The sequence below is a fragment of the Tabrizicola sp. genome, assembly GCF_016792905.1.
Lineage (GTDB): Bacteria > Pseudomonadota > Alphaproteobacteria > Rhodobacterales > Rhodobacteraceae > Tabrizicola.
On the sequence record NZ_JAEULP010000017.1, the window covers coordinates 71,236 to 97,414 of the forward strand.

Below are 26,179 nucleotides of genomic sequence, written 5' to 3' on the forward strand. Positions count from 1 at the left end.
CGATACAACCGCAAACAGAATCGGCCCATCCATGTTCAGCTACGTCTCGCTTGGCACCCGCGACATTGCCCGCGCCACCCTGTTCTATGACGCCGTGCTGGCTCCGCTCGGCCACGCCCGGATTGCCGATTACGACCCCGACGGCACCAGCGCCGCATGGGGCACCGACGATCCCGGCCCGCATCTCTGGGTCACGCAGCCGTTCGACGGCAATCCCGCCAGCGCGGGCAACGGCACGATGGTGTCGTTCCTGGCCGCAACCCGTGCGGCGGTCGACGCTTTCCACGCAGCGGCGCTGGCCCATGGCGGCACTGACGAAGGCGCGCCGGGCCTGCGCCCGCAATACGGGCCGTCCTTCTATGCCGGATATGTCCGCGACCCCGATGGCAACAAGCTGAACGCGGTCTGCTACAGCGAGGAAGACGCGGGTTGAGGCGATGGAGACATGGTTGCAAAAGTTGCGCATCGCGGCATCGTGCCGCAACAAAAGTTCAAAAATCACGCCGCACTGCGACATTTTCGTATTGCAAATCCGGTTGACGCCCGGCATATCCCCCCATACTGTTCCGACCGAACGTCAAGGGATGGGCCAATGGCCAGAATTCTTGTCATCGTAGGAAGGAAGCGCATGGGCCGGTAACGGTTGACCATAGTGGTTCCCATGCGCCCCCGAAGGAAACCTCGGGGGCTTTTTGTTGCGCTAAGGAGACGGACATGACGAAGCAGATGACCGGAGCAAGGATGGTGATCCAGGCCCTGAAGGACCAGGGCGTCGAGGTCGTCTTCGGCTATCCCGGCGGCGCGGTGCTTCCGATCTATGACGAGATCTTCCAGCAGAACGACATCCGCCATGTCCTCGTCCGCCACGAACAGGGCGCGGTCCACATGGCCGAGGGCTATGCCCGTTCCACCGGCAAGCCCGGCGTGGCGCTGGTGACATCGGGTCCGGGAGCCACCAATGCCGTGACCGGCCTGACCGACGCGCTGATGGATTCGATCCCGATCGTTGTGCTGACCGGCCAGGTCCCGACCTTCATGATCGGCACCGACGGCTTCCAGGAGGCCGACACGGTGGGCATCACCCGGCCCTGCACCAAGATGAACTGGCTGGTGAAGGACACCGCCAAGCTTGCCGAGACCATCCACCAGGCCTTCCACGTCGCCACCCACGGCCGCCCCGGCCCGGTGCTGGTCGACATCCCGAAGGACGTGCAGTTCGCCACCGCCGACTATGTCCCGGCGGAAAAGGCCCGCGTCACCCATTACCAGCCGCGCACCGAGGGCGATCCGGATCGCATCGCGCAACTGGTCGAGCTGATGGAACATGCCGAACGCCCGATCTTCTACACCGGCGGAGGGGTGGTGAACTCCGGCCCCCGCGCCAGCCAGCTCTTGCGCGAACTGGTGGCCGAGACGAATTTCCCGATCACTTCCACCCTGATGGGACTGGGGTCCTATCCGGCCTCGGGCAAGAACTGGGTCGGGATGCTGGGGATGCACGGGCTGTACGAGGCCAACCTCGCCATGCACGGCTGCGACCTGATGATCAACATCGGCGCGCGCTTCGACGACCGGATCACCGGGCGGGTGAAGGATTTCTCGCCGAAGTCGAAGAAGGCGCATGTCGACATCGACCCCTCCTCGATCAACAAGGTTATCCATGTCGACGTGCCGATCGTCGGCGACGTGACGAAGGTCCTGGAGGAAGTCCTGCGCCAGTGGCGCGCGCGCGGGTCGAAGACCGACCAGCGCGGGCTGGCCAGCTGGTGGAAGCAGATCGACGATTGGCGGGCCGTGAAGTGCCTGACCTACAAGCCCTCGACCACCACGATCAAGCCGCAGTATGCGCTGGAGCGGCTGGAGGCCCTGACCAAGGGGCGCGACCGCTACATCACCACCGAAGTGGGCCAGCACCAGATGTGGGCGGCGCAGTTCCTGGGCTTCGAGGACCCGAACCGCTGGATGACCTCCGGTGGCCTCGGCACCATGGGCTACGGCCTGCCCGCCAGCATCGGCGTGCAGGTCGCCCACCCCGAGGCGCTGGTGATCAACGTCGCCGGTGAGGCGTCCTGGCTGATGAACATGCAGGAAATGGGCACCGCGATGCAGTTCCGGGCACCTGTGAAGCAGTTCATCCTGAACAACGAACGCCTCGGCATGGTGCGCCAGTGGCAGGAGCTGTTGCACGGCGAGCGCTATTCCTCGTCCTGGTCGGAAAGCCTGCCGGATTTCGTGAAGCTGGCCGAGGCTTTCGGCTGCAAGGGCATCCAGTGCAGCGACCCGAAACACCTGGACGACGCCATCTTGGAGATGCTGGACTACGACGGCCCGGTGATCTTCGACTGCCGGGTGGAAAAGCACGAGAACTGCTTCCCGATGATCCCCTCCGGCAAGCCGCACAACGAGATGCTCTTGTCGGCGGATGCCGAGGCCTTCCGGTCCGGCGCGGTGCTTGTCTGAACCCTTGCGGCGGGGGTTTTGCTCCCCCGCACCCCGCAGGATATTTGTGCAAAGATGAAAGACAGAACATGTCCGCACTGAACATCAAGAAGGGCTCGACCAGCCATTCCGCCTATGACCTCCGCTCGGCCCTCTCCGAGGTCGAGGAATCCCACACCCTCGCGGTGATCGTGGAAAACGAGCCCGGGGTCCTCGCCCGGGTCATCGGCCTCTTCTCCGGGCGCGGCTACAACATCGACAGCCTGACCGTCGCGGAGGTCGACCACACCGGCCACCGGAGCCGCATCACCATCGTCACCCGCGGCACCCCCGCGGTGATCGACCAGATCGAGGCGCAGCTTTCCCGCATGGTCCCGGTCCATGCCGTGCAGGACCTGACGGCCGAGGGCCCCTCGGTCCAGCGCGAACTGGCGCTGGTGAAGGTCGCGGGCCGCGGCGACCACCGGATCGAGGCCCTGCGCCTGGCGGAAATCTTCCGGGCGAACGTGGTCGACTCGACGCTGGAAAGCTTCGTCTTCGAGATGACCGGCACACCGGAAAAGATCGACGCCTTCGCCGAGCTGATGCGCCCGCTGGGCTTGGTGGAAATCGCCCGCACCGGCGTCGCGGGACTGAAGCGCGGGGCCTAGTTCCGCGCCGGATACAGGTAGTCGCGCGTCATCGGCACGGTGCCGCGCGCCTTGGCGAGTTGCAGCTGGTGAATCACCATATGCGCCTCGGAGAAGCTCAGCTCGGCCGATTGCAGGTAGTAGCGCCACATCCGGACGAAACGGTCGTCCTGCAACTGGCGCACCCGGCCGATGTTGCGGTCGAAACGCTTCAGCCATTCCTGCAGGGTGCGCTCGTAGTGGCCGCGCCAGACCTCCAGGTCCGAGAGGATCATCCCAGTCTTCTCCACCACCCGCATCGCCTCGGAAATCGAGGGGCAATAGGCGCCGGGAAAGATGTACTTGTTGAACCAGGGCGAGATCGTGTCGGGGGGCGACCAGCGCCCGATATAGTGGATCAGCGCGACGCCATCCTGCGGCATCAGGTCGGCGACCTTGCGGAAATAGGCCCCGAGATGCGGCAGGCCGACATGTTCCATCATGCCGACCGACACCACCCGGTCATAGCTTTCGCTGACGGCCCGGTAGTCCTGCAAGCGGAACTCCACCTGCCCGTCCAACCCCGCCTCCCAGGCCCGCCGCCGGGCCTCCGCGATCTGCACCTCGGAAAGCGTGATCCCGGTGACATGCACGCCGTGGTCGCGCGCGAGGGTCAGCGCCAGCGTGCCGAAGCCGCAGCCGATGTCGAGCACGCGCATCCCGGGCTTCAGCAGAAGCTTCGTCGCGATATGCGCCATCTTCGCCGCCTGCGCCTCTTCCAGGGTCATGTCCGGACGGCGAAAGTAGGCGCAGGTGTACTGCTTCGTCTCGCCGAGGAAGAGGTCGTACAGCTCGGGCGAGATGTCGTAGTGATGCGCCACGTTGCGCCGCGCGACCCCGATGTGGTTCCAGATCGCCCAGGACTTCGCCCGTTTCCACAGGGCGGCCAGTTGCGGCAGCGGCGGGGGCAGCCTGCGGCCCTTGCCGTTCCGAAGCGCGAAAGTGATGAAGCTGCGGATGTCGTCATCGCGCAGGGTCAGCCGCCCGTCCAAATAGGCCTCGCCCATGGCCAGGTCGGGCCGCATCAGGAATTTGCGCGGCAGGTCGGGGTCGTGCAGCGTGACGCCCACATCCGGCGCGCCTCCGGGCCCGAAATGCTGCACCGTGCCATCGGCCAGCGTCAGTTCCAGTGCACCGGTGCGCACGCCCCGGCGCAGCACAAAGGCAAGAATATCGTTCCAGCTCATTCGTTCCCCCCACCGCCGGACGGCGACCCGGAGACTGCAACTCGGCTGGCGGCGAACGGTTCCTAGAAACCCTGAAATCTGGGAGCCCGCTTCTCCAGAAAGGCCGCCACACCCTCGCCGAAATCCGCGCTGGCGCCACATGCGCCCTGCAGCCGGGCCTCGATGGCGAGTTGCGCCTCCAGCGGCTGTTCAAAGGCCCCGCGCATCGCCTGCTTCAGCGCGGCATAGGCCCCGGTCGGGCCCGCCGCGAGCTTTGTCGCCCGCGCCGACACGACCGAGGCGAACCGGTCGTCCGGCACGGCTTCCCAGATCATACCCCAGCTTTCGGCCTGCCGGGCAGTCACGGGTTCCGCCAGCAGCGCCGCCCCCATCGCCCGCTGCAACCCAACCCGGCGCGGCAGGAAGCTGGTGCCGCCCGCATCCGGGATCAGGCCGATCCGGGTGAAGGCCTGGATGAAGACCGCGCTTTCCGCCGCGATCACCAGATCGCAGGCCAGCGCGAGGTTCGCCCCTGCCCCTGCCGCGACCCCGTTGACCGCCGCGATCACCGGCACCGGCGCTTCAGTGATGGCACGGATCATCGGGACGTATTCGCCGTTCAGCACCGCCTCGAAACCTGCCTCGTCCAGCCCGCCCGCGTCCGACAAGTCCTGCCCGGAACAGAAGCCGCGCCCGGCCCCGGTCAGCACGATCACCCGGGCGGAATGCCCGGCGACGAGGGCGGCGGTCAGATTCCGCCGCAAGTCGCGGTTGAGGGCGTTCATCACCTCCGGTCGGTTCAGCGTGATCCGGTGGATGCCGCCCTCGATGTCGACTTTGACCAGATCACCCATCCGCCACCCTCCCTGCGTTCCGGGCCACCGTAGCGGGAGGAGGGTCCGGCCCAAAGGCGAACGCAGCGTCACGGTCTAGACGGGCTCGCAGGGTGGGTGCCAACCCACCGCTCCGTCACTCCTTCAGGATGTCGCTTACCCGGGCCTCTTCCTCGGCCGTCAGTACCACCTCGGGCGCCGCACGACGCCGCCCTGCCGCCACCGCAACCGCGATCCCGGCAAGGAGAAGCGCCGGACCAGCCAGCCAGAGGACCAGGTTCACCCCCGTGGCGGGCGGGTTGAACAGCACCCCCTCGCCATAGCGGGCAACGATGTAGTCGACGACGGCGGCATCGCTATCGCCCGCCACCAGCCGCTCGCGGATGATGATCCGCAGGTCGCGCGCGATGGGGGCGTTCGAATCGTCGATGGTTTCGCCCTGGCAGACCGGGCAGCGGATGTCATGGCTGATCGTGCGCGCGCGCGCCTCCAGCACCGGGTCTGCCAGCATCTCGTCCGGCTGCACCGCCCAGGCCGGGGCCACGGCAAGGAACAGGGCAACGATGTAGGGTGCCTGCTTGCATGCATTGGCCTTCCGAAACGCCTTCATTCCGCAGGCACTCCCGCTGGCACCCGCCGCGCGCCCGCCGCCACCCGGTAGCGCCGGTCCGAAAGGCTCAGGCCGCCGCCGAAGGCCATCAGCAGCGCCCCGCCCCAAAGCCAGTTGGCGAAGGGCTCGATATAGCTGCGCACCGCCCAGCCCCCGCTCTTCTGCTTGTCGCCCAGCACCAGATACAGGTCGCGGGTGAAGCCGAAGTCGATGGCGGCCTCGGTCGTCGGCATTCCCGCCACCGGGTAGTTCCGCTTCTCCGGGTTCAGGACGGCCACCAGCGCCCCGCCCTTGGTCACCGTCATCGTGCCCATCAGCGAGGTGTAGTTCGGCCCCTGAACCTCCTCAACCTTGTCGAGCCGCACCTCATAGGCGCCAAGGGGGAAACTGTCCCCCTCCTGCACAACGCGGATGTCCTCGACCTTCCAGGAATGCATTGCCGCCACCGCGAAAAGCGTGACGCCAAGCCCCAGATGCGCCGTGGCCTTGCCCCAGTCGGCCCGCGGCAACCGGGTCAGCCGAGACAGCCGGGCGCTTATCCCTTCGCGTCCCGTCCGCGCCCAAAGGTCGGCCAGCGCCCCGAACACCACCCAGGCGCCAAGCGAAAGGCCGATTGGCCCCAGCGCCGAAGTCCCGGTCTGCATCGCGAAGGCCAGAAGCCCAAGCGCAACCGCCAGCACCAGGACCGGCACCAGCCCGCGCAGGGACCGCCCGATCGACCCCCGCTTCCAGGCCAGCATCGCGCCCACCGGCAGGATCAGCGCCAGCGCCACCATGAAGGGGGTGAAGGCCGCGTTGAAGAAAGGCTCGCCCACGCTTAGATCGCGCCCGAGGAGCATCTGCCCGACAAGGGGCCAGATCGTCCCGATGAACACCACCAGCGCCGCGACCGACAGAAGGATGTTGTTCGCCACCAACGCGGTTTCGCGGCTGACCATGCTGAACACGCCCCGCGCCTCCATCACCCCGGCGCGCAGTGCGAACAGCACCAGCGCGCCGCCGATGAAGAGGCCCAGGATCATCAGGATGAACACCCCCCGCTCGGGGTCGTTGGCGAAGGCGTGGACGGAGGTGATCACCCCCGAGCGCACGATGAAGGTCCCGATCAGGCTGAACCCGAAGGCCATGATCGCCAGAAGGATCGTCCAGGCCTTCAGGCTTTCCCGCTTTTCCACCACGATCGAGGAATGGAGAAGCGCCGCTGCCAGGAGCCAGGGCATGAAGCTGGCATTCTCCACCGGATCCCAGAACCAGAACCCGCCCCAGCCCAGTTCGTAATAGGCCCACCAGGACCCCAAAGCGATGCCAATGGTCAGGAAGATCCAGGCCGCCAACGTCCAGGGCCTGACCCAGCGTCCCCAGGCCGCATCTACCCGCCCCTCGATCAGCGCGGCGACGGCAAAGCTGAACGCCATGCTCAGCCCGACATAGCCGAGATAGAGGAATGGTGGATGAAACGCCAAACCGGGGTCCTGCAGCAGCGGGTTCAGGTCTTCCCCGTCCAGGGGTGGCATCGCCAGCCGCCAGAACGGGTTCGAGGTGAGGAGGAGGAAGGCCATGAACGCCACCCCGATCAGCCCCTGCACCGCCAGCACCCGCGCCTTCAGCCGCACCGGCAGCCCGCCGCCGAACGCCGCCACGGCCGCGCCGTAAATGGCCAGGATCAGCACCCAGAGAAGCAGCGAGCCCTCATGGTTCCCCCAGACGCCGCTGATCTTGTACAGCATCGGCTTCAGCGTGTGCGAGTTCGACACCACCACCGCCAGCGAGAAGTCCGAGACCACGAAGGCCCAGGTCAGCGCGGCAAAGGCCCCGCCGATCAGCAGAAGCTGCAACCCCGCCGCCGGCCCCGCCAGCGCCATCAGTCGCCGGTCGCCGGTATGCGCGCCCCACATCGGCAGCGTGGCCTGCACCAGCGCCACCATCAGCGCCAGGATCAGCGCGAAATGCCCAAGCTCGACGATCATCAGCCTCTCCTGTCGTTCGCCCCATGATAGGCCTCCCGGCCATCAGGCGAAAGCCCTGCGCCCTTCCGCCACGCCCGGTGGCAGAATGCATGCCAGAACCCGCCAAACCCGCCGATTTGCCGGTTGCCAGCAGCTGCGCTGCCCCGTTACACCCGGATGGAAGGCCCTGACGGCACCCTCAATCCGGGAAGAACCATGATCGCCGAGTTCACATCTGCGTATGTCGGGCACATCGACGGCGGTGCGTCATGACGAAGCAGGCGCTCAATGCGCTGCATGCCCGCATGGTCTTCGGTCGGCGCATCCGCGTCCTGTCCGAACATATCGCCTCGCAGCTTTCTGGCGGCAGCGTGCTGGACGTCGGCTGCGGCGACGGCACGCTGGCGCAGGCCGTGATGCGCCTGAAGCCGGAAACGCAGTTCCAGGGGATCGACGTCTTCCTGCGTCCGAGCGTCGCGATTCCCGCTCAGGTCTATGACGGCCGGACCATTCCCTTCCCCGACGCTTCCTTTGACTGGGTCACGATCTGCGACGTGCTGCACCACACCGACGATCCCGCCCTGGTTCTAGCCGAATGCGCGCGCGTCGCCCGCCGGGGCGTGGTGATCAAGGATCACCTGCGCGAAGGTCCGCTGGCAGGCCCCACGCTGCGCCTGATGGATTGGGTCGGCAACCGCGGCCACGACGTCCGGCTGCCCTACAACTACCTCTCGCGCAGGGAGTGGACTGCCATCTTCGCCCGTCTCGGTCTTGCGCCATTGCGATGGGAGCAGTCCCTTGGCATTTATCCGGCCCCCTTCGGGCTGGTCTTCGACCGCTCCCTTCATTTCGTTGCCACCGTGGCGAAGGCTTCCACCGGGCAAGTGTCCCGGCCTTCGCTCCAGACCGTTTCCGCGGCCTGAGTCGGGAAAGGACAGATCCATGCCCAAGACCATCCTGATCGGCGCCCCCATCGACTGCGGGCAGAAGCGCGCGGGCTGCCTGATGGGGCCCGCTGCCTATCGCGTGGCCGGGATTGCCCATGAAGTCTCGGCCGAAGGCCACGGGGTCGAGGATTGGGGCGATCTGACCCTGCCCGAACTGCGCGACGTCACCTGCCCCAATCCGGTCGTGCACGATCTACCCGAAACCGTCGGCTGGGCGGAAATCCTCATGGACCGCGTCGACGACGCCCTCAGCGAAGGCGGTTTCCCGATCATCATGGGCGGCGACCATTCGCTGGCCCTGGGCTCTGCCGCCGGGGCCGCCGCCTTCGCCGCCCGCCAGGGCCGCCCGCTGTTCCTCCTCTGGCTCGACGCGCATTCCGATTTCCACACGCCGCTCACCACGACCAGCGGCAACCTGCACGGCACGCCACTGGCCTATATCGCGGGCCGCGACGGGTTCGACGCCTTCCCGCCCTTCCCGCTGGCGGTCCCAGCGCACCGGATCTGCATGTTCGGCATCCGCTCGGTCGACCCGGCCGAACAGGCCGCGATGCAGGAACGCGACATTGCCGTCAACGACATGCGGGTGATCGACGAACGCGGGCTCGTCGCCCCCTTGCGCGAATTCCTCGACCGGGTCCGCGCCGAATCCGGGATGCTGCACGTCAGCCTCGACGTCGATTTCCTCGACCCCTCGATCGCCCCCGCCGTCGGCACCACCGTTCCCGGCGGCGCCACCTTCCGCGAGGCGCATCTGGTGATGGAGCTTCTCCACGAATCCGGCCTCGTCACCTCGCTCGACCTCGTCGAGCTCAACCCCTTCCTCGACGACCGCGGCATGACCGCCCGGCTGATGGTCGATCTGGTCGGCAGCCTGATGGGCAAGAAGGTCTTCGACCGCCCGACGCGGAGCAAGTGATGGCACTCAACCTCGTTCCCTTCGTTTCCGTCGACAAGATGATGAAGCTTGTCCTCCAGCTTGGCATCGAGCGCGTGATGCGCGACCTCGTCGCCGAGATCGAGGCCGACTTCCGCCGCTGGCCGCTGTTCGACAAGACCCCCCGCATCGCCTCGCATTCCGATGTCGGGGTGATCGAACTGATGCCCACCTCGGACGGCGAGACCTACGGGTTCAAATATGTGAACGGCCACCCCTCAAACATGAAGAAAGGCCTGCAAACCGTTACAGCCTTTGGACTTCTGGCCGATGTATCTACAGGCTATCCGGTGCTTCTGTCCGAGATGACCATCCTCACCGCGCTGCGCACCGCCGCGACCAGCGCGATGGCCGCGAAATGGCTGGGCCCCAAGACCGACACCATGGCGCTGATCGGCAACGGCGCCCAGGCGGAATTCCAGGCGCTGGCCTTCCGCGAGGTCTGCGGCATCCGCGAAGTCCGGCTCTATGACCTCGACCCCGCCGCCACCGCCAAATGCGCCAAAAACCTTGCTGGCCGCGATCTGCGTGTCACCTCCTGCCGCACGGCGGAAGAGGCGATCCAGGGCGCAGGCGTCATCACCACGGTCACGGCCGACAAGCAGTACGCGACGATCCTGACCGACAACATGGTTGGCAGCGGCGTTCACCTGAATGCGGTCGGGGGCGATTGCCCGGGCAAGACCGAACTTCACCGCGACATCCTGCTGCGCTCGTCGATCTTCGTCGAGTACCCGGCGCAAACCCGGATCGAGGGCGAAATCCAGCAGCTTCCCCCCGACCACCCGGTCGTGGAGCTGTGGCGGGTGATCGCGGGCGAAGCGCCGGGCCGCACCTCGGCGACCGAGATCACGCTCTTCGACAGCGTCGGCTTCGCCATCGAGGATTTCTCCGCGCTGCGCTACATCCGCGGCAAGCTGGCGGAAACCGGGCTTTACGACGATCTCGACATGATCGCCGACCCCGACGATCCGCGCGACCTGTTCGGGATGATCCTGCGCGCGGCCGGGGCCTGAGACGCTCGCCTGAGACGCTCGGGCGGATCCGCAGTCAGATAGGCAGCCGCCAACAGTCAATCAACGGAGAGCTGGGACAGCCCCACATATGGCTGGTCCGCAGGAGATGGCTTCAAGCATCTTGCGATGTATATACGCAACGTAGATTCATTGTAGCTACATGCCGCACAACCTGAACAAGCATCGCGAGATTGTTTCCAACCGAGGCGCCTTGTATATTTTCTGCCCTGGCAACGGGTGCCAGTCATCGTCCGAATTGTTTCTGACCTGACCGATCAGTGAATCCGGAACTCCCCCACCACGTTCCGCCATTCCCCCGGTGCGATCAGCTTGCGGTGGGTGAAGCGCACCGAATGCAGCGGGCCGTCGATCTTTTCCTGCCAGAACTCGATGAACTTGAAGAGCTGAGGATAGTCCGGCGCCAGGTCGTATTCCTGCCAGATGAAGCTGTTCAGGACATGGCGATAGTCGGGCATCCGGTAGTACAGTTCCGCCGTCGTCAGACCATAGCCCTTCAGCATCAGTTCCGTCTCGCGACCGACCATTGATACCTCCTGTCCGGTGGCACATGCGGGAATCATGACAAGGGCAGTTTAAAAATCAATAAAAGCAGAATGTTGGCGCGCAGATGGCGCCTCTGCCTTGGCATTTCGGCCACGCCATTGCACCCCATAGCTTGGATGGTGTATCGTCCCGGCAGCTAAATCTTGATCCCGCACGGAAGGCGCCTGCCCCTATGGCCGACATCCCGGAAGACACTGATAAAAAAGAAGAAAGCCCGGAGCGTCCCAGCTGGCACGGCCCCCAGGTCGACATTTCGGCCGAGATGAAGACCGCCTATCTCGACTATGCGATGAGCGTGATCGTCTCCCGCGCGATCCCGGACCTGCGCGACGGGTTGAAACCTGTCCACCGCCGCATCCTGTTTGCGATGCACGAAAGCGGCAATACGCATGACAAGAGCTACCGCAAATCGGCCCGTCCGGTCGGCGACACGATGGGGAAATACCACCCCCATGGCGACAGCGCGATCTATGACGCGCTGGTGCGGATGGCGCAGCCGTTCTCCATGTCTTTGAAATTGCTGGACGGCCAGGGGAACTTTGGCTCGATGGACGGCGATAACGCCGCCGCCATGCGCTATACCGAAGTCCGCATGGACAAGCCCGCCGCTTTCCTTCTGTCGGACATCGACAAGGAGACGGTCGACTTCCAGGACAACTACGACGGCAAGGACAAGGAACCCACCGTCCTTCCGGCCCGCTTCCCGAACATGCTGGTCAACGGCGCAGGCGGCATCGCGGTCGGCATGGCCACCAACATCCCGCCGCACAACCTGGGCGAGGTGATCGACGGCACGCTCGCCATGATCGAGAACCCCGACATCAGCATGGAAGCGCTGATGGAGATCATCCCGGCCCCCGACTTCCCCACGGGTGGCCAGATCCTCGGCCGCTCCGGCGCACGCAAGGCCTACCTCGAAGGGCGCGGCTCGGTCATCATCCGCTCCAAGACCCATATCGAGGAAGTCCGCAAGGACCGCTGGGCCATCGTCATCGACGAGGTGCCCTACCAGGTCAACAAGGCCACGATGATCGAGAAGATCGCCGAACTGGTGCGCGAAAAGCGGGTCGAGGGCATTGCCGGGATCGCCGATGAGTCCGACCGGATCGGCGTCCGCGTGGTGATCGAGTTGAAGCGTGACGCGACGCCCGACGTGGTGCTGAACCAGCTTTTCCGCTTCTCCACGATGCAGGTCAGCTTCGGCTGCAACATGCTGGCCTTGAACGGCGGGCGTCCAGAACAGCTGACGCTTCGTGATTTCCTCAGCCATTTCATTACCTTCCGCGAGGAAGTTGTTGCCCGCCGCACCGCCTTCGAACTCCGCAAGGCCCGCGAGCGCAGCCACATCCTCTGTGGTCTGGCCGTCGCCGTGTCCAACGTGGACGAGGTGGTCCGCACGATCCGCGCCTCTGCCGACGCCGCCGAGGCGCGCGACAAGCTGATGACCCGGCGCTGGCCCGCCCAGGACATCGCCGCGTATATACGCCTGATCGACGATCCGTCGCACACGATTAACTCGGACGGGACCTATAACCTGTCCGAGGTCCAGGCCCGCGCGATCCTCGACCTCCGCCTGCAACGCCTGACTGCGATGGGCGTCAAGGAAGTCACCGACGAGCTGGAAGAATTGGCAGGCAAGATCAAGGACTTCCTCGACATTCTTGGCAGCCGCGACCGCATCATGGCGATCATCTCCGACGAACTCCGCGAAGTGCGCGCCCTCTTCGCCGTCCCCCGCCGCACCGAGATCGCCGACTGGTCCGGCGACATGGAGGACGAGGACCTGATCGAGCGCGAGGACATGGTCGTGACCATCACCTCCGGCGGCTACATCAAGCGCACGCCCCTTGCCGAATTCCGCAGCCAGAACCGCGGCGGCAAGGGTCTGGCGTCGATGCAGACCAAGGATGACGACGTCGTCACCACGCTTTTCGTCGCCAACACCCATACGCCGCTTCTCTTCTTCACCACCGACGGCATGGTCTACAAGCTGAAGACCTGGCGCCTGCCGCTGGCGGGCCGCACCGCCAAGGGCAAGGCGCTGGTCAACATCCTGCCGATCGAGACCGGCATTTCCATCGCCGCGCTGATGCCGGTCGACGTGGCCGAGGACGACTGGGGCAACCTCCAGATCGTCTTCGCCACCTCGGACGGCGATGTCCGGCAGAACGACCTTTCCGACTTCACCAACGTCATGCGCAACGGCAAGATCGCGATGAAGCTGCCCGAAGGCATCACGCTGGTGAACGCCGCCATTGCCGACGACCAGGACGACGTGATGCTGGTGACGGAAGCCGGCCGCGCCATCCGCTTCTCCACCACCGAGATCCGCGTCTTCAAGTCCCGCGGCTCCACCGGCGTGCGCGGCATCCGGCTCGCAGCAGGCGACCATGTCGTCAGCATGTCGATCATCCGCCATTTCGAGGCCACGCCCGAGGAGCGCGAAGCCTACCTGAAACAGCGCCGCCTGATGGCCGGGATCACCGAGGAGGAGACCGACGACGAGGAAGAAACCATCGCCGCGGGACAGCTTTCCCCAGACCGCTATGCCGAAATGTCGGCGGCGGAGGACCTGATCCTGACCGTCACCAAGGGCGGCTCGGGCAAGCTTTCCTCCAGCCACGACTACCCCGTGCGGGGCCGAGGCGGCATGGGCGTCAAGGCGATCTCGCCGGGTCCGCGCGGCGGCCGCATCATCGCCTCCTTCCCGGTCGACCTCTCCGACCAGATCATGCTCGCCACCTCCACCGGCCAGTCGATCCGCACCCCGGTCGAACAAGTGAGCTTCCGCTCACGTAGCGCGGGCGGGGTCCGGGTCTTCGCCATCGGCGCGGACGAAGAGGTGGTCTCGGTAGCCCGTGTGGCCGATCAGGGCGACGACACCGGCAATGACTCCGCTTGAGACCCGGCTCGCAGCCCTGGCGGCTGCGGGCGAAACCATCGCTTACGGCGATCTGGCGCGTGAGCTTGGCCTGCGGATCGCCGATCTCACCGCGCAACTCGAAACCCTGATGGAGAAGGATGCGGCTGCCGGAAAACCCTTCCGCGCCGCTCTCCTCCGCCAGCGCCTCTCATCCGACCGCCTCCCCGCGCCGGGCTTCTTCCAGAAGGCCGCCGCTCTTGGCCGCGCCACCGACGACCCGGCCGCATTCACTGCCTCGGAACGGCAGGCCAATTTTCTGTCCCCAAATATCCCGGGGTGAGCGCGCAAGCGCGAGGGCAGCGCCCCTGCTTGCAACGCCCGCCCCGCAAAGCTACATCCGCCCCATGACAGACCCCCTTCACATCATCGGCGGCGGCATGGCAGGCTCCGAGGCCGCCTGGGCCGCCGCGAACCTTGGCGTCCCGGTGGTGCTGCACGAGATGCGACCGAGCGTCAAAACCTTCGCCCATCGCACCGGCGACTTTGCCGAGATGGTCTGCTCCAACTCGTTCCGCTCGGATGACGACGAGCGTAATGCCGTTGGCCTTCTGCACTGGGAAATGCGCGCGGCGGGCGGCCTGGTGATGGAAATGGCCGAGCGTCACCGACTGCCTGCAGGTGGAGCATTGGCGGTGGACCGTGATCCCTTTGCCGCTGCCGTGACTGCCAAGCTGAAATCCCATCCGCTGATTTCCACGTCTTATGAGGAAGTTACCGACCTTCCCTCATCCGGAAACTGGATCATCGCCACCGGCCCGCTGACCAGCCCTTCGCTGGCGGAAAGCATCCGTGCCGCCACTGGTGCCGAGGCGCTGGCCTTCTTCGACGCCATCGCGCCGATTGTATATACGGAAAGTATAGACATGTCGATCGCCTGGCTGCAAAGCCGCTATGACAAGGGCGAGACCGAGGACGAACAGAAGGCCTATATCAACTGCCCGATGACGAAGCCCCAGTACGAGGCCTTCATCGACGCCCTTCTCGCCGCCGAGAAGACCGAGTTCCACGAAGGCGAGACTGCCGGTTACTTCGACGGCTGCCTGCCCATCGAGGTCATGGCCGAGCGCGGGCGCGAGACGCTGCGTCACGGACCGATGAAGCCGGTCGGGCTGACCAATGCGCACAAGCCCGATGAAAAGGCCTATGCCGTGGTGCAGCTCCGCCGCGACAACAAGCTTGGGACGCTGCACAATATCGTCGGCTTCCAGACCAAGATGAAATATGGCGCACAAGCCTCTGTTTTCAAACTGATTCCCGGGCTAGAAAACGCCAGCTTTGCGCGCCTTGGCGGCATCCACCGCAACACGTTCATCAACTCGCCCACGCTTCTCGACGCGCAGATGAGGTTGAAGTCGCATCCGTATATACGCTTCGCCGGGCAGATCACCGGGGTCGAGGGCTATGTCGAATCCGCCGCGATGGGCCTTCTGGCGGGACGAATGGCCGCGCACGAGCTTCTCGGGCGCGATCTTGCCCCGCCGCCCCCGGAAACCGCGATGGGCGCGCTTGTCACCCACATCACCGGCGGGGCCGAGGCGAAGACCTTCCAGCCGATGAATGTCAACTTCGGCCTCTTCCCCCCGATCGACGCCAAGGGCGGGCGCCGGGGCCGCAAGGACCGCTACAAGGCCTATACCGACCGCGCCAAAGAGGCCTTCACGGCATGGCTGGTAGGCTAAGCGGCCGCCAGGGCAGACCCCGCCCCGGGCTTGACCCGGGGCCTCCCCGTCCACGCGCCCGCCCGTCAGCGATGGAGGTACCGGGTCAAGCCCGGGACGGGGCCGCATGTTTGTAACCCGCTTCGCCCCCTCGCCGACCGGCCCGCTCCACCTGGGCCACGCCTATTCCGCGATCCTCGCGCATGACATGGCACGGGCCGCCGGAGGCCGATTTCTCCTGCGGATGGAGGATACCGACCTTGAACGCTGCCGCGCGGACCATGACGCTCAAATCCAGGATGACCTGGCCTGGCTGGGCCTGACCTGGGACGGGCCGATCCACCGCCAGTCAGAGCACATAGACAGCTACAATGCCCGACTTGAAGCCCTTGATGGGAAAGGCCTTCTCTACCCCTGCTCCTGCTCCCGTTCCGACATCCGCGCGGCCCTTGCGGCGCCGCAGGAAGGGGTTGCCTTCAATCTCTACCCCGGCACCTGTCGTCACCGGAGCATGGCCAGTCGCCAACCCGGCGACGCCTTGCGCCTGAACCTCGCCGCCGCGCTGGACAGGCTTGCAACGGCGGACCTGGGCTTCACCGAAACCGGCCCGGCTCATGCCGGGCACCACCGGGTCGACCAACCGCGCGCGCTGGACCAGATCGGTGATGTGGTCCTCTGCCGCAAGGGCGAGGAGATCGTGGCCTATTTCCTGGCCTCGACCTTCGACGATGCCGACCAGGGCATCACCCATGTGATCCGGGGCGAAGACCTCCACGACTTCACATCCGTGCAGGTGATCCTTCAGCATCTCTTCGGCCTCCCCACGCCCATCTACCACCACCACCGCCTGATCCGCGATGAGTTGGGCAAGCGGCTGGCCAAGCGGGATGACGCGCGTGCGCTGGCGAAATACCGTGCCGAGGGTGCAACACCTGCCGAAGTCCGCCGGATGGTCGGATTACCAAACCCTTAACACCCGCGAACAAGCTATTGAAATCTCTCGACTCGTCAACCCTGTCCACTGTGGACAGGCGCCATGATCTCTACCTCTTCACCCCCCCTGACCGCCGTATAGAAACAGGACCGCCGGTTGGTATGACAGGCCGGACCCACCTGCTCGACCAGCGCGAGCAGGCAATCCCGGTCGCAATCCAGCCGCAACTCGACCAGCTTCTGATGATGCCCCGAGGTCTCTCCCTTGACCCAGAACGCCCCGCGCGAGCGCGACCAGTAGGTGACGTTCCCGGTCTCCAGCGTCCGCGCCACCGAGGCCGCGTTCATCCAGGCGACCATCAGCACCTCGCCCGAGGCATGATCCTGCGCCACGCAGGGGATCAGCCCCGCCGCATCATACTTCAGTGTCGCCGGATCGAAGGGCATGGGCTTCTCCTTGGCAGGCAGGCTTGCCGGGATTACATACGGGGTCAGCTAAGGGATTTCCATGAGCGAAGGCGACTCTTCCAAGTGAGCGACAGCGAACTCATCAAACTCTACTCCACCCGCATCCTTGCGCTGGCCGCCGACATTTCCCATCTTGGTCGGCTTCCGGCGCCGCAAGGCACGGCACGCCGCCGCTCTCCCCTCTGCGGGTCGACGGTGACAGCGGATGTGGTGGTCAAGGACGGTCGCATCGCCGGGTTTGCCCAGGACGTGAAGGCCTGCGCTCTGGGCCAGGCTTCGGCGGCAGTCCTCGGGCAGGTGGTGATCGGACGGACCCTGCCCGAGTTGCAAGCCGCGCGCGAGGACCTGCGGGCGATGCTGAAGGACGGCGGCCCGGTCCCGGCTGCCCCGTTCGACGGCTACGAAGTCCTGCTCCCGGCCCGCGACTACAAGAACCGCCATGCCTCGATCCTGCTGGCGCTGGAGGCCGCCTGCGAGGCGATGGAGGCCGCGCAAGCCGCCGCATGAAAAAACCGCCGCGCATCCGGGGGGATGGCGGCGGCAGTGGCGCGTCTGGAAATGGCGGACGGTGGGCCAGGCAAGGCGGACCGTCACCCTCGGGGGACAGAGCGCGGGGCAGAAACTCAGGCCATGCCGGGCAACGACAGCACGGCAAACAGAATCACGAACAGCGCGGCGAGCCCGACCAGATCTTCTACGGCACCCTTGGGCGTACGGGTCAGCAGGGTCTTCATGGCGTCTTTCATCGCGTCCTCCATGATTTGTTGCCGAATTGTTCTCATAAACGGTTAACGCTGTAAAGAACTTTTTAAGAACATTCGCGAACAAAGCGCGACAGCGCAGATTCGACCCTCAACCGACGCTCATCAGCCGCAAGGCCCGGTCCTGATCCATCAGCCATAGAAGTGCCCGCGCCGCCTGCCCGCGCGGGCCGGTCAACTCCGGGTCGTCATGCATCAGCTTGCGCGCATCAGACTGCGCCAGCGCCATCAGCGACGCCTGCCGTTCGAGGTCCGCCACACGAAACTTCGGCAGGCCGGATTGCGCCGTGCCGATCAGGTCGCCCGCCCCGCGCATCGCCAGGTCTTCCTCGGCGATGCGGAACCCGTCCTCGGTGTCGCGGATCGTGGTCAGGCGGCGGGCGCCGGTCTCGTTCAAGGGAGGCTGGTACAGCAAGAGACAGGTCGAGGCCGCCTCGCCCCGCCCGACCCGGCCCCGGAGCTGGTGCAGCTGCGCCAGGCCGAAGCTTTCTGCCTGCTCGATCACCATGATCGAGGCATTGGGCACGTTGACTCCCACCTCGATCACTGTGGTCGCCACCAGGACCGAAGTCTCCCCCGCGACGAACCGCGCCATCGCGGCGTCCTTCTCGGCCGACGGCATCTGGCCGTGCACGAGACCCACCTTGTCGCCAAGCGCAGCCCGCAGGGAGCGGAACCGCTCTTCGGCGCTGGCATAGTCGACCACCTCGGATTCCTCGACCAGCGGGCAGACCCAATAGGCCTGCCGCCCCTCGGCCACCGCATTGCGCAGATGGTCCACCACCTCGTCCAGCCGCTCGGCAGAGATCATCGCCGTACGGATTGGCTTCCGGCCTGCCGGTTTCTCGTCCAGCACCGAGACATCCATGTCGCCATGCGTCGCCAGCGCCAGCGAGCGGGGAATCGGCGTCGCGGTCATCACCAGCACGTCGACCGCCGCGCCCTTGGCACCCAGTTCCATCCGCTGCGCCACGCCGAAACGGTGCTGCTCGTCCACCACCGCAAGCCGCAGGTCGTTGAATTCGACGTCTTTCTGGAAGACCGCATGGGTGCCGACCAGGATCGGGATCCGCCCCATCGCCAGATCCTCCAGCTTCATCGCCCGCTCCGCCCCGCGGTCGCGGCCAGTGAGGAGTTCCAGCCGCACCCCCGCCGCACGGGCCAAAGGTGCCAGGCCTTCGAAATGCTGGCGGGCGAGGATTTCGGTCGGCGCCATCATAACGCCCTGCCCCCCAGCCTCGACCGCGATGAGCAGCGCCTGGAAAGCGACCAGCGTCTTTCCAGCCCCCACGTCGCCCTGCAGCAGCCGGTTCATCCGCAGGGGTTGCGCCATGTCGGCCTCGATCTCGGCCACCGCCCTGATCTGCGCGCCGGTCGGCGCATATGGCAGGCTTTCCAGGACCTTGGCGCGCAAAGCTCGCGTTCCCCTGGTCTCCACGCCCTTCGCGCGCCGCAGGCGCGAACGCGCGATGGAGAGCGTCAGCTGATGCGCGAAGAGCTCGTCATAAGCCAGCCGCTGCCGCGCGGGATGGGTGAAGGCGAGGCCCGCCGCAGTCTCGGGGCCATGCGCGGCCTTGAGCGCGGCTGACCAGTCCGGCCAGCCCTCCCGCACCTTCAGGCCGGCGTCGATCCACTCTGCCAGAATCGGCAGCCGGGTCAGCGCACCCGCCACCGCCTTGCCGACCACCCGCTGTGTCAGGCCTGCCACCAGCGGATAGACCGGCTCATAGGCCGGAATTTCGCTCGCCTCCTCCACACGCAGGACATGGTCGGGATGCACCATCTGTGCGATGCCGTCGAAGAGTTCGACCTTGCCCGAAACGAGGCGCCGCTGCCCGGTCGGAAGCAAGCGTTGCAGGGCCTCGGCGCGGGCATGGAAATAGACCAGCAGAAATTCGACCTTGCTGTCGCGGACATGCACCCGGTAGGGTCGACCCTTGGCGCGGGGGGGCACATGCTGGCCGACCTCGACCTCGACCGTCAGTGTCGCGGGCGGCACGACGTCGCGCACCGAGGCCCGCAGCGCCCGGTCCACTCCGGAATGCGGCAGGAGGTAGAGAAGGTCCTTCGGGCGCGTGACGCCCAGGCCTTCGAACGCCTTCGCCGCCTTCGGCCCGACGCCCGGCAGGGTTTCAAGGCCCGCGAACAGCGGAAACAGGGCCTCGGGCCGGCTCATCCGCCGATCAGCTCCAGCCAGCCGTCCTCGTCGATCATCCGGACACCCAGCCGTTCGGCGTCCTTGGCCTTCGATCCCGCGCCGGGACCTGCCACCACCAGATCGGTCTTGGCGCTGACGCTGCCCGCCACCTTGGCCCCCAGCGCCTCGGCCCGCGCCTTGGCCTCGGCCCGGGTCATCTTCTCGAGCGTGCCGGTGAAGACCACGGTCAGGCCCGCGACCGGGCTGTCCACCAGCCCCCGTGCCTGGACGGGCAGGATCGTCAGCTCTGCGGCCAGCGCGTCAATGGCGGCACGTTCGGCGGGGTTCTGGAATGCCTCGACGAGACTTTGGGCCATCACATCGCCCACACCATTGATCGCGGTCAACTCCTCCCATTCCGCGCTGCCGGGACTGGCATGGGTGATCGCCGCCTCGAAGGCCTCCCAAAGGGAATAATGCCGGGCGAGCAGCCCTGCCGCGACTTCGCCGACATGGCGGATGCCGAAGGAAAAGATCAGCCGGTCAAGCGGAATGGTCCGCTTCGCCTCGATCGCGGCGAACAGCTTGGTGGCGGAAACCTCACCGAAGCCGTCGCGATTCCTAAGCTTCTGCAAAGGGTTGGCGGCGTCTCTTGCAGAAAGGGTGAAGATGTCGGCGGGGGTTTTCACCGGCAGGGTGGCGTCGTTGAAGAACATCTCCACCTGCTTGGCGCCCAGCCCCTCGATGTCGAAGGCCGAGCGGCTGACGAAGTGCTTCAGCCGCTCCACCGCCTGCGCCGGGCAGATCAGGCCGCCGGCGCAGCGACGGACAGAATCGCCCTCCTCGCGATGGGCCGGGCTGCCACATTCCGGACAGATGTTTGGGAAAACATAGGGTTGCGCGCCATCCCTGCGGCGGGAAAGATCCACATCGGCGACCTTCGGGATCACGTCCCCGGCGCGGTAGACCTGCACCCAGTCGCCGACGCGGATGTCCTTGCCGCCGCGGATCACCTCGCCCTTGCTGTCACGGCCTGCGATGTAATCCTCGTTGTGCAAGGTCGCGTTCGACACAACGACGCCCCCAACCGTCACCGGCCGCAGCCGCGCGACGGGCGAGAGCGCCCCGGTGCGGCCGACCTGGATGTCGATCCCCAGCAGCTCGGTCCAGGCCAGCTGGGCCGGGAACTTGTGCGCGATGGCCCAGCGGGGCGTGGAGGAGCGGAAGCCGAGTCGGGCCTGGAGCGCAAGGTCGTTGACCTTGTAGACGACGCCGTCGATGTCATAACCCAGCGTCGCGCGCTGCGCCTCGATCAGGCGGTAGTGGGACAGCATCGCCTCGGGCCCGTCGCAGAGGACGGTCAGGGGGTTTGTCTGGAACCCCAGGGCCCTGAGCCGCTGGATGGCATCGAACTGGGTCGCGGCAAGCGGGGCCGAAAGCTCGCCCCAGGAATAGGCGAAGAAGCGCAAGGGGCGGCTTGCCGTGATGCGGGCATCCAGCTGGCGCAGCGACCCGGCAGCGGCGTTGCGGGGGTTGGAAAAGGTCTTGTCGCCGCTTGCTTCCTGCCGTTCGTTCAGGCGCGCGAAATCGGCGTGGCTCATGTAGACCTCGCCGCGGACCTCCAGCACTTGCGGCGCGTCGCCGGTCAGCTTCCGGGGGATGTCGGCGATGGTACGGGCGTTTTCGGTGACATTCTCGCCCACTTCCCCATCACCCCGGGTCGCGGCCTGCACCAGCATTCCGTCCTCGTAGCGCAAGCTGAGCGACAACCCGTCGATCTTGGGCTCGGCGGTGTAGTCGATGGCTCCGGCGTGGCCCAGGAACTTGCGCACCCGTTCGTCGAACTCCGTCACCTCTTCGGCCGCGAAGGCGTTTTCCAGCGACAGCATCCTGACCCGGTGCGCGACCTTGCCGAAACCCTCGGCTACCGCTGCCCCAACCTGGTCGCTCGGCGAATCCCCCCGCTTGAGGTCCGGGAACCGCGCCTCGATGGCGGCATTCCGCCGCTTCAGCGCGTCATATTCCGCGTCCGAAATCTCGGGTGCGTCGAGCGTGTGATAGGCGGTGTTCGCAGCCGTCAGAGCGGCGGCCAGCCGGGCGAGTTCCGCCCGCGCCTCGGCCTCTGTCAGTGTCTCGACCGCCGTTTCGGCCATGCCCGCCCCCCACCGTTCCGGGAAAGGTTAGGCGGCGGGGGCGCGAAGGTAAAGATCAGGCGCTGGCCGCAAGCCGGGCCTGCGTGGCGGCGGGATCGCGCAGCACATAGCCCCGGCCCCAGACGGTTTCGATGTAATTGTCGCCGCCCGTCGCCTCGGCCAATTTCTTGCGCAGCTTGCAGATGAAGACATCAATGATCTTCAATTCCGGTTCGTCCATCCCGCCATAAAGATGGTTGAGGAACATCTCCTTGGTCAGGGTCGTCCCCTTGCGCAAGGAAAGCAGTTCCAGCATCTGGTATTCCTTGCCGGTGAGATGCACTGACTTGCCCTCGACATCCACCGTCTTCGCGTCCAGGTTCACCGAGACCCGCCCGGTCTTGATCATCGACTGGCTATGCCCCTTGGACCGGCGGATGATCGCGTGGATGCGCGCCACAAGTTCCTCGCGGTGGAAGGGCTTGGTCAGGTAGTCGTCGGCGCCGAAACCGAAGCCTTTCAGCTTGTTTTCCGTGTCATCCGCGCCCGAGAGGATCAGGATCGGGGTTTCGACCCGGGCCTGGCGCACCTGGCGCAACACCTCGTGCCCGCTCATGTCCGGCAGGTTCAGGTCAAGGAGGATCAGGTCGTAATCGTAAAGCTTCGCCAGGTCGATCCCGTCCTCGCCCATGTCGGTGCAGTAGACGTTCAGGTTGGCATGGGTCAGCATCAGTTCGATGCTGCGCGAGGTCGTGGGATCGTCCTCAACAAGCAGAATGCGCATTCGTTAAATCTCCGCTCCGATGGTTCATCGTTAACAACTTTGAGGATCAATGGTTAACGTAGGGTTACTATGCCATAGGGAGATTGCTATACTATCTAAAGTTGTCTGTATTTCTGGATGGCTGTGACTTTCAGGCCATTCTCGCCATGCTTCGTCACGGCCGCGCGCCAGAGCGCGAACTCTTCCTCCGACAGCGCGTAACGCTCCAGCGCCTCCTTCTCGGGGATGAGTCCGTAGACCACCGCCTTGACGACCACCGCCTTGCGGCTCGCAACCCAGCGGCGGGTGTCGGCAGGCGGCAGGTCCGCCCTGGTGAGAATGCTGCCGTCCGGCAAGGTGATCTGCCGGGGGCCATCGACACGCTTCAGAAACATTGCCCTACCCTCATTGCTTTCACGGCAGAATGATCGAACAGGCTTAATCAATCCTGAAACTGGGGATTGAGAGTAGACAGCATTTTCATGTATTCCCCATCATTCCCGTAACCCGGACAATCCCGCGAAGGACTAGCCCGATGCCGCGCGACCTGGCCCTCAACTCCCTCGGCTTCGCCAAGCCCCCGTCCGAGACGCGGGTCGTTGTCGCCATGTCCGGAGGTGTCGACAGCTCGGTTGTGGCCGCCATGCTGGCCGAGGAAGGCTATGATGTCGTCGGCGTCACGCTGCAACTCTATGACCACGGCGCAGCGCTGTCCAAGAAGGGGGCCTGTTGCGCGGGCCGCGACATCCATGACGCCCGTCGAGTGGCCGAGACGATGGGCTTCCCGCATTACGTTCTCGACTACGAGAATACCTTCCGCGAGGCGGTGATCGAGGAATTCGCCGACGCATACCTGGCGGGCGCAACCCCGGTGCCCTGCATCCGCTGCAACGAACGGGTGAAGTTCAAGGACCTTCTGGCGACCGCCAAGGATCTGGAGGCCGACTGCATGGCCACGGGGCACTACATCCAGCGCAAGCTTGGCGGCCACGGACCAGAGCTGCACCAAGCCGCCGACCCCGCGCGCGACCAGTCGTATTTCCTGTTCTCGACCACGCCCGAGCAACTGTCCTACCTGCGCTTCCCGCTGGGGCATCTGGCCTCGAAGGCCGAAACCCGGGCGCTCGCGGCGAAGTACGGCCTGCCGGTGGCGGACAAGCCCGACAGCCAGGACATCTGCTTTGTCCCGAACGGCAACTACGCAGCGGTGATCGAGAAGCTGCGCCCCGGAGCCGCCGATCCGGGCGAGATCGTCGACCTCGACGGCAACGTGCTCGGGCAGCATGGGGGCGTGATCCACTACACCATCGGCCAGCGCAAGGGACTGGGCATCGGCGGGCTTGGTGAACCGCTGTATGTCGTGAAGCTCGACCCGGCGACTCGGCGGGTCATCGTCGGGCCAAAAGCCGCGCTCTCCACCCGGATCATCCCGGTGCGCGAGATCAACTGGCTGGGCGACGCCCCCTTTGACTCGCGTCCCGAGTGGCACCTGAAGGTCAAGGTCCGCTCCACCCGGCCCCCGCGCGAGGCGATCCTGCGCCCGACTGGCCCGACCACGGCGGAGGTGGAGCTTCTGGCCCCCGAGGACGGGGTGAGTGCGGGCCAAGCCTGCGTCTTCTACGCCCCGGAAGGCAGCCGCATCCATGGCGGCGGCTGGATCTGGAAAGGATAGACCTTTGAAATCCCTTGCTTTCGCCGCGCTCCTTGCACTGCCCCTTCCCGCCTTTGCCGAAACCCGCGAGGAGCGCGTGGCCGCCGCTTCGGAATATGTCGACCTTGCGTTGCAGGGCTTTGACATGCCGAAGATGATCGAGACAATGTACCAGCCGATCCTGCAACAGGTCGCGGCGGGCGGTCAGGCGCTGAGCGAGGATCAGGTCGCAAAAATCCGCCAGCTCTATCTCGATACCTTCACCGAGCCGCTGACCAAGCTGATGCATGACCAGTCCGGGATCATGGCCGACATGATGACCCTGGCCGAAATCACCGCGCTGCGCGATTTCTACGCCACGCCAGAAGGCCGCTCGGTGATGGCGAAACTGCCGCAGCTGACGGCGGCGCAGCAGCCGGGAATGGTGGCGCTGATCAACGACAAGATGACCGGGCTGATGCCGCAGGTCCTGGCCATCGTCAACGGCGAGGCGCCGCCCGCAGCGCCGCCAGCACCGACCGCGCAGCCCTGAGGCCGGGGGGCTCGCCGCCCCGCCCGAGCCGCTCCATCGTCAGCGCCATCGCCGCCCGTTGCGCCGAGGGGTCGGCCAGCACCGCCTCCAGCGCCGGGGCGATCAGGTCGGCCCGGCAGTCGGGGCCGATGAACTCCGGCACCACGCGGGTTTCGCTGACCAGATTGACCAGCGTCACCGTGTCGACCAGCGCCGCCCGCCGCATCAGCCACAGCGTCAGCGGGTGCATGTCATAGGCGATGACCATCGGGCGGCCATTCGCCGCCAGTTCCAGCGATACGGTGCCAGAGGCCGCCAGCGCCACATCCGCTGCCGCAAAGGCCCCGCGCTTTAGGGCCGCATCCTCGATGATCTCCGGCTTCACCGCCCATCCCGCCGTCAGCTCGCGCACCAGCCCCGCCACGCCCCGCACGGTGGGCAAAGCCACCTGCAGGCCCGGGTGCGTGGCCTTCAGCCGCCCCACCACCGCGCCGAAAACCGGGGCGAGCCGCGTGACCTCTCCCCGCCGCGACCCCGGCAGGGCCAGCAGAAGCGGCCCTTTGCCCGCGAAAGCCGCCTTCTCCTCCGCCGTTGCCACAGGCTCCGCCACCACTGGATGCCCGACGAAATCGCAGGTCATGCCTGCCGCCGTCATGTAAGGCGGCTCGAAGGGCAAGAGCGCCAGCACATGGTCGATCACCTTCGCCATCTTCGCCGCGCGACCGGGGCGCCAGGCCCAGACCGAAGGCGCGACATAGTGGATGGTGCGAAACTCCGGCCGTGCCGCCTTGACCAGCGTCGCGACGCGCAGGCAGAAATCGGGCGAGTCGATCGTCACCAGCGCCTCGGCCCCGCTTGCCAGCACCGCGTCCGCCGTCTGCCTGATCCGCCGCTTAAGGGCAAAGTACTTAGGCAGCACCTCGGCGATGCCCATCACCGACAGCTCCTCCATCGGGAACAGGCTTTCCATCCCCTCGGCCTGCATCAGCGGCCCGCCGATCCCGGCGAACTCCACCGGGGCGAGCGCCCTCAACCCCGCCATCAAAGCCGCTCCAAGCCGGTCGCCGGAAGGTTCGCCCGCGATGAGGAAAAGTTTCAGCAGCTGACTGTCATCCC

The 26,179-nt window shown here is 65.9% G+C and carries 25 protein-coding genes; 13 read left to right on the top strand and 12 right to left on the bottom strand.

Going from position 1 to position 26,179, the window contains the following annotated elements; translation table 11 throughout:
- The first annotated feature begins 31 nt into the window (after positions 1-31).
- The 3 genes from JNL31_RS02785 to ilvN all read left to right on the top strand — a co-directional run bounded on the left by JNL31_RS02785 (position 32) and on the right by ilvN (position 3,089).
- On the top strand, positions 32-433 hold the full coding sequence (locus tag JNL31_RS02785) for a VOC family protein (protein ID WP_294969634.1): 402 nt from the start codon (positions 32-34) through the stop codon (positions 431-433).
- Between the two features lie 281 nt (positions 434-714).
- Positions 715-2,460 (top strand): acetolactate synthase 3 large subunit, encoded by a 1,746-nt coding sequence (locus JNL31_RS02790; protein ID WP_294969637.1) that lies wholly within the window; start codon positions 715-717, stop codon positions 2,458-2,460.
- A 68-nt stretch (positions 2,461-2,528) separates the two neighbouring features.
- Positions 2,529-3,089, top strand: coding sequence for an acetolactate synthase small subunit (gene ilvN / locus JNL31_RS02795; protein WP_294969640.1), 561 nt, complete (start codon positions 2,529-2,531; stop codon positions 3,087-3,089).
- On the opposite strand, the gene JNL31_RS02800 is transcribed toward ilvN, so the two are convergent.
- The 4 genes from JNL31_RS02800 to JNL31_RS02815 all read right to left on the bottom strand — a co-directional run bounded on the left by JNL31_RS02800 (position 3,086) and on the right by JNL31_RS02815 (position 7,683).
- Positions 3,086-4,294, bottom strand: coding sequence for a cyclopropane-fatty-acyl-phospholipid synthase family protein (locus JNL31_RS02800; protein WP_294969643.1), 1,209 nt, complete (start codon positions 4,292-4,294; stop codon positions 3,086-3,088). The two genes, ilvN and JNL31_RS02800, sit on opposite strands and share 4 nt — an antisense overlap.
- Before the next feature lie 62 nt (positions 4,295-4,356).
- Positions 4,357-5,127 (bottom strand): enoyl-CoA hydratase-related protein, encoded by a 771-nt coding sequence (locus JNL31_RS02805; protein WP_294969672.1) that lies wholly within the window; start codon positions 5,125-5,127, stop codon positions 4,357-4,359.
- A 115-nt stretch (positions 5,128-5,242) separates the two neighbouring features.
- Positions 5,243-5,716: a cytochrome c-type biogenesis protein gene (locus JNL31_RS02810; protein ID WP_294969674.1), complete on the bottom strand. Its 474-nt coding sequence runs from the start codon at positions 5,714-5,716 to the stop codon at positions 5,243-5,245.
- The gene (locus tag JNL31_RS02815; protein ID WP_294969677.1) at positions 5,713-7,683 is read right to left on the bottom strand and encodes a heme lyase CcmF/NrfE family subunit; all 1,971 of its coding nucleotides are present in this window, start codon (positions 7,681-7,683) and stop codon (positions 5,713-5,715) included. Before JNL31_RS02815 ends, JNL31_RS02810 begins: the two co-directional genes overlap by 4 nt.
- A 248-nt stretch (positions 7,684-7,931) precedes the next feature.
- Between JNL31_RS02815 and JNL31_RS02820 the strand changes: the two genes are divergently transcribed.
- The 3 genes from JNL31_RS02820 to JNL31_RS02830 are packed head-to-tail and all read left to right on the top strand — an operon-like array spanning position 7,932 to position 10,562.
- Entirely contained in the window at positions 7,932-8,585 is a 654-nt protein-coding gene (locus JNL31_RS02820; protein ID WP_294969680.1) for a class I SAM-dependent methyltransferase, read from the top strand.
- 19 nt (positions 8,586-8,604) lie between these two features.
- Positions 8,605-9,528, top strand: coding sequence for an arginase (gene rocF, locus JNL31_RS02825; protein ID WP_294969683.1), 924 nt, complete (start codon positions 8,605-8,607; stop codon positions 9,526-9,528).
- The gene (locus tag JNL31_RS02830; RefSeq protein ID WP_294969686.1) at positions 9,528-10,562 is read left to right on the top strand and encodes an ornithine cyclodeaminase; all 1,035 of its coding nucleotides are present in this window, start codon (positions 9,528-9,530) and stop codon (positions 10,560-10,562) included. Before rocF ends, JNL31_RS02830 begins: the two co-directional genes overlap by 1 nt.
- Positions 10,563-10,837: 275 nt before the next feature.
- Here the strand turns inward: JNL31_RS02830 and JNL31_RS02835 are convergent, their stop codons facing one another.
- A complete protein-coding gene (locus JNL31_RS02835; protein ID WP_294969689.1) occupies positions 10,838-11,107 on the bottom strand; it encodes an usg protein in 270 nt (89 codons plus the stop codon).
- Between the two features lie 191 nt (positions 11,108-11,298).
- Between JNL31_RS02835 and gyrA the strand changes: the two genes are divergently transcribed.
- From gyrA to gluQRS, 4 genes are all read left to right on the top strand, one after another.
- Positions 11,299-14,028, top strand: a complete 2,730-nt coding sequence (gene gyrA / locus JNL31_RS02840) for a DNA gyrase subunit A (RefSeq protein ID WP_294969691.1) — start codon at positions 11,299-11,301, stop codon at positions 14,026-14,028.
- Positions 14,015-14,329 (top strand): hypothetical protein, encoded by a 315-nt coding sequence (locus JNL31_RS02845; protein WP_294969693.1) that lies wholly within the window; start codon positions 14,015-14,017, stop codon positions 14,327-14,329. The genes gyrA and JNL31_RS02845 overlap by 14 nt, the downstream gene beginning before the upstream one ends.
- A gap of 64 nt (positions 14,330-14,393) precedes the next feature.
- Positions 14,394-15,728: a methylenetetrahydrofolate--tRNA-(uracil(54)-C(5))-methyltransferase (FADH(2)-oxidizing) TrmFO gene (trmFO, locus tag JNL31_RS02850; RefSeq protein WP_294969696.1), complete on the top strand. Its 1,335-nt coding sequence runs from the start codon at positions 14,394-14,396 to the stop codon at positions 15,726-15,728.
- A gap of 106 nt (positions 15,729-15,834) precedes the next feature.
- Complete coding sequence (gluQRS, locus tag JNL31_RS02855) at positions 15,835-16,680, top strand: tRNA glutamyl-Q(34) synthetase GluQRS (protein ID WP_294969699.1); 846 nt, start codon at positions 15,835-15,837, stop codon at positions 16,678-16,680.
- Between the two features lie 35 nt (positions 16,681-16,715).
- On the opposite strand, the gene hisI is transcribed toward gluQRS, so the two are convergent.
- Positions 16,716-17,087 (bottom strand): phosphoribosyl-AMP cyclohydrolase, encoded by a 372-nt coding sequence (gene hisI / locus JNL31_RS02860; RefSeq protein WP_294969701.1) that lies wholly within the window; start codon positions 17,085-17,087, stop codon positions 16,716-16,718.
- Between the two features lie 84 nt (positions 17,088-17,171).
- Between hisI and JNL31_RS02865 the strand changes: the two genes are divergently transcribed.
- The gene (locus JNL31_RS02865) at positions 17,172-17,615 is read left to right on the top strand and encodes an iron-sulfur cluster assembly scaffold protein (protein WP_294969703.1); all 444 of its coding nucleotides are present in this window, start codon (positions 17,172-17,174) and stop codon (positions 17,613-17,615) included.
- Between the two features lie 116 nt (positions 17,616-17,731).
- On the opposite strand, the gene JNL31_RS02870 is transcribed toward JNL31_RS02865, so the two are convergent.
- The 5 genes from JNL31_RS02870 to JNL31_RS02890 all read right to left on the bottom strand — a co-directional run bounded on the left by JNL31_RS02870 (position 17,732) and on the right by JNL31_RS02890 (position 23,296).
- Positions 17,732-17,854, bottom strand: coding sequence for a hypothetical protein (locus JNL31_RS02870; protein ID WP_294969704.1), 123 nt, complete (start codon positions 17,852-17,854; stop codon positions 17,732-17,734).
- A 106-nt stretch (positions 17,855-17,960) separates the two neighbouring features.
- Complete coding sequence (gene recG / locus JNL31_RS02875; protein WP_294969707.1) at positions 17,961-20,045, bottom strand: ATP-dependent DNA helicase RecG; 2,085 nt, start codon at positions 20,043-20,045, stop codon at positions 17,961-17,963.
- On the bottom strand, positions 20,042-22,159 hold the full coding sequence (ligA, locus tag JNL31_RS02880; protein WP_294969710.1) for an NAD-dependent DNA ligase LigA: 2,118 nt from the start codon (positions 22,157-22,159) through the stop codon (positions 20,042-20,044). The genes recG and ligA overlap by 4 nt, the downstream gene beginning before the upstream one ends.
- A 55-nt stretch (positions 22,160-22,214) precedes the next feature.
- The gene (ctrA, locus tag JNL31_RS02885; RefSeq protein ID WP_294969713.1) at positions 22,215-22,922 is read right to left on the bottom strand and encodes a response regulator transcription factor CtrA; all 708 of its coding nucleotides are present in this window, start codon (positions 22,920-22,922) and stop codon (positions 22,215-22,217) included.
- 95 nt (positions 22,923-23,017) lie between these two features.
- The gene (locus tag JNL31_RS02890; protein WP_294969715.1) at positions 23,018-23,296 is read right to left on the bottom strand and encodes a DUF1153 domain-containing protein; all 279 of its coding nucleotides are present in this window, start codon (positions 23,294-23,296) and stop codon (positions 23,018-23,020) included.
- Between the two features lie 140 nt (positions 23,297-23,436).
- Between JNL31_RS02890 and mnmA the strand changes: the two genes are divergently transcribed.
- Positions 23,437-24,573, top strand: a complete 1,137-nt coding sequence (gene mnmA / locus JNL31_RS02895) for a tRNA 2-thiouridine(34) synthase MnmA (protein ID WP_294969716.1) — start codon at positions 23,437-23,439, stop codon at positions 24,571-24,573.
- Positions 24,574-24,577: 4 nt separating this feature from the next.
- A complete protein-coding gene (locus tag JNL31_RS02900) occupies positions 24,578-25,084 on the top strand; it encodes a DUF2059 domain-containing protein (RefSeq protein WP_294969719.1) in 507 nt (168 codons plus the stop codon).
- Here the strand turns inward: JNL31_RS02900 and lpxB are convergent.
- Entirely contained in the window at positions 25,032-26,162 is a 1,131-nt protein-coding gene (lpxB, locus tag JNL31_RS02905) for a lipid-A-disaccharide synthase (protein WP_294969796.1), read from the bottom strand. The genes JNL31_RS02900 and lpxB overlap by 53 nt on opposite strands.
- Positions 26,163-26,179 lie beyond the last annotated feature (17 nt).